This window comes from Methylobacterium sp. WL6 (assembly GCF_008040095.1).
Taxonomy (GTDB): Bacteria; Pseudomonadota; Alphaproteobacteria; order Rhizobiales; family Beijerinckiaceae; genus Methylobacterium.
In genome coordinates this window covers 1-3485 of sequence record NZ_VRVH01000392.1, presented here as the reverse complement: position 1 = coordinate 3485, position 3485 = coordinate 1, and the positions used below count along the sequence as shown (strand labels likewise).

3 protein-coding genes are annotated in these 3485 nt (G+C 74.1%); 2 read left to right on the top strand and 1 reads right to left on the bottom strand.

What is annotated here, in order from left to right; all coding sequences use genetic code 11:
- A partial coding sequence (locus tag FV230_RS26155) for a GTP-binding protein (protein WP_187275627.1) occupies positions 1-414 on the bottom strand: 414 nt, incomplete at its 3' end.
- 424 nt (positions 415-838) lie between these two features.
- Between FV230_RS26155 and FV230_RS26150 the strand changes: the two genes are divergently transcribed.
- Positions 839-2398 carry a CYTH and CHAD domain-containing protein gene (locus tag FV230_RS26150; protein ID WP_147844459.1) on the top strand — a complete coding sequence of 520 codons (1560 nt, stop codon included), beginning with the start codon at positions 839-841 and terminating at the stop codon, positions 2396-2398.
- Positions 2399-2452: 54 nt separating this feature from the next.
- Positions 2453-3485, top strand: a 1033-nt coding sequence (locus FV230_RS26145; RefSeq protein ID WP_147844458.1) for a carboxylate-amine ligase, incomplete at its 3' end; no start/stop codon positions are given.

Genomic DNA, 3485 nt, shown 5'->3' with positions numbered 1-3485 from the left:
CGCGGCCACCGCCGCGACCTCGGCCGCCCGCTCGGCGAGGGCGTCGGGCGCGACGAGGTCGGATTTCGTGAGCGCGACGACGCCGCGGCGGACGCCGATCAGCCGGGCGATCTCCAGGTGCTCGATCGTCTGGGGCTTGATGCCCTCGTTGGCGTCGACCGCCAGCAGCACCGCCCCCATGCCGGTGGCGCCCGAGATCATCGCGCGGACGAAGCGCTCGTGGCCGGGCAGGTCGACGAGGTCGATCTCCCCGTCGCGTCCCTCGGGCGCGAGGAGGGCGAAGCCCGGCACGATCGAGACGCCGCGGGCCTTCTCTTCCTTCAGCCGGTCGGTCTCGATGCCGGTGAGCGCCCGCACCAGCGCGGTCTTGCCGTGATCGACATGTCCGATCACGCCGACGAGGAGTGTCTTCATCGCTTATCGTCACCGTCCCGACCGGGCGTGCCTCCGAACCGTCGCCGCCGCGCGCCCGCCCCGGATGGCGGTCGTTCGGGGGCATGGCCGGGAGACGCACCGAACACGCGCACCGTTCCCGTGAACGAGGACGATGCGCAGCCCAATCCGCGACGCGACCGCCGGCTCGGCATCGAGCCGAGGCCCCGCCCGGATGCGGCGGGACCCGCGAGACGGTCGGGTCGATTGTGCACAACACGCTCTTGCGCCAAGCTTTTGCACGAAGCGTCGGTCGCGCAAAGGGCAAACTTTGCGGATGCGGCCGAGGGCGCCACCGCCGCCCTGCGCGTGCTACACGGCGGGCGATCCGGACGGATCGGAGGTGGCTCCGATGCGTTCTCGCGGTGACAGGGGCTGCGGCCCGGAACGGACGGACGAACGCTTCATGGACACGCCGCGGGAGATCGAGCTGAAGCTGGAATGCACGGGCCCAGACCTCGCCGCACTCGGTGCCCATCCGCTGCTGCAGGGGCAGGCCGACGGGGCCGCATCCGAGCCGAAGCTCCTCGCGGCGACCTATTTCGACACCGCCGACGGCGCGCTCCGCGAGGCCGACCTGACCTTGCGGGTGCGCCGGACGGGCGAGGCCTTCGTGCAGACCGTCAAGGCGGGCTCCGGCGCGGCCGGGCTGTTCGACCGGGCGGAATGGGAGAGCCCGGTCGCCGGCGAGGCGCCGGAGCCGACGGCCTTCGCCGACACGCCGGTGGCCGATCTCCTCGCGAAGGCCGAGGCGCCGGACCTGGCGGCCCAGTTCCGCACCGTGGTGATGCGCTCGGTCCGGCCCGTGACCTACGGCGCCTCGCGGATCGCGGCGACCCTCGACGAGGGCCGGGTCGAGACCGACCGGGGCGATGCCCCGCTGTGCGAGCTCGAGCTGGAGCTCGAATCCGGCGATCCGGCCGACCTGTTCGCGCTGGCCCAGGCGCTCGCCGAGACGGTGCCGCTGCGGATCGGCGTGCTGTCGAAGAGCGCCCGCGGGTTCGCGCTGCGCGACGGCAAGGCCGCGCGGCCGAGCAAGTCCGACATGGCGCCGTTGCCGAAGGACGCGACCGGCGGCGAGGCCTTCCGCCACATCGCGCTCGGGTGCCTGCGGCACCTGCGCCTCAACGAGGACGTCTGGGGCCACGCCCGCGACCCGGAGGCGCTGCACCAGATGCGGGTGGCGCTGCGGCGGCTGCGCACCGCGCTGTGGCTGTTCAGGCCGATGCTGGCGGGCGACGCCCGGGCGGCCACGCTCGGCGACGAGATCAAGCGCGTCACCGAGCCGTTCGGCCGGGCGCGCAACCTCGACGTCTTCCTCGAGACCACCCTGCCCGACGAGATCGCCCGGCGCCCGGACGAGCCGGGGCTCGCCGGCCTGCGCGAGCGCCTGGAGACCGAGCGCGACCGGGCGCACGACGCCGTCGGCGCGATCCTGACCTCGCCCGAATGGCGCAGCCTGCTCCTCGACCTCCTGGCCTGGATCGAGGCCGGCCCGTGGCGGGAGGGCGTGGGCAAGCTCCGCGACGCGCCCGCCCGCGACCTCGCCACGGAGGTGCTGGAGCGCCTGCGCCGGCGGATCGCCAAGCGCGGCCGCCACATCGAGCGGCTCGATCCCGAGGCGCGTCATCGCGTCCGCATCGCCGGCAAGAAGCTGCGCTACGGCGCCGAGTTCTTCGCCGGCCTCTATGGCGGCCGGAAGGCGCGCCGGCGCCACAAGGCGTTCGCCGCCGCCCTCTCCGACCTGCAGGACCACCTCGGCGGCCTCAACGACCTCGCCACCGCGCATGCTGTGATGGCCGGACTCGCCGATGCGTCCGGGCCCGCCTCGGACGCGCTCGACGGCCAGGCGCTGTTCGCGGCGGGCCTCGCCACCGCCGATTCGGAGGCGAAGGCGGACGAGCTGCTCGCGGGCGCGGCCGAGGCCCACGGCACGCTGGCCGACCTCAAGCCGTTCTGGCGCTGAACCGGGCGCCCGTCGGCGCGTAGACCCCTCGCGGACGGCGCGGGGGGAGGCGGCATGGCTCACGTCTACAGGTTCGGCATGGAGGAGGAGTTCTTCCTCGCCGACGCCGAGACCCGCAACACCCCCCGCAAGACGTCTCGCGGCCGGGTGAGGGCCTTCCATGCCGCCGTCCAGGCGCGGATGGAATCGGCCGAGCGGGAGATGCTGGAGAGCCAGGTCGAGACCTGCACCCCGCCCTCCGACAGCATCGCGGAGACGCGCGCGCGCCTGATCGCGATGCGGGCCGACCTCGCGACGATCGGGCGGGAGCACGGGTTGCGCGTCTTCGCCGCTGGCACCCACCCGGCCGCGACGTGGCGGCGGCAATCGACGACGCCGGCCGAGCGCTACCGCGGGATCATCGACGACCTGCAGATCGTCGGGCGGCGTTCGGTGGTCTGCGGGCTCCACGTCCACGTCGAGGTGCCGCGTCCCGACGCGCGCCTCGACCTGCAGAACCGGCTGATGCCGTTCCTGCCGATCCTGCTCGCGCTCTCGGTCTCCTCGCCGTTCTGGGAGGGGCAGCGGACCGGGCTCGCCGGCTACCGGCTCAGGGCCTATGCCGAGCTGCCGCGCACCGGCCTGCCGGAGCTGTTCGCGGACGCCGCCGACTACGACCGCTACGTCCGGGTGATGACCGCCTCGGGCGCGATCGCGGATGCGAGCTTCCTGTGGTGGCACCTGCGCGCGTCGGTGAAGTACCCGACGCTGGAACTGCGCATCGCCGACAGCTGCTCCGAGGTCGAGGACGGGCTCTGCATCGCCGCCCTGTTCCGCTGCCTCGTGCGCCTGCTCGACCGCGATCCCGACGTGAATGCCGGCCTCACCGGGGCGGCGCGCGGCTTCGCGATGGAGAACCTGTGGCGGGCCGAGCGCGACGGGGTGCGGGCCGAGCTGATCGACGCCACGCGGGAGCGGGCGGTGCCGATGGCCGAGATCGTCGAGGGGCTGCTCGCGCGCCTCGCGGAGGATGCCGACGCCCTCGATTGCCGGGCCGCCTGCGAGCGCGCCCGCACCATCGTCCGGCACGGCACGGGGGCCGACCGGC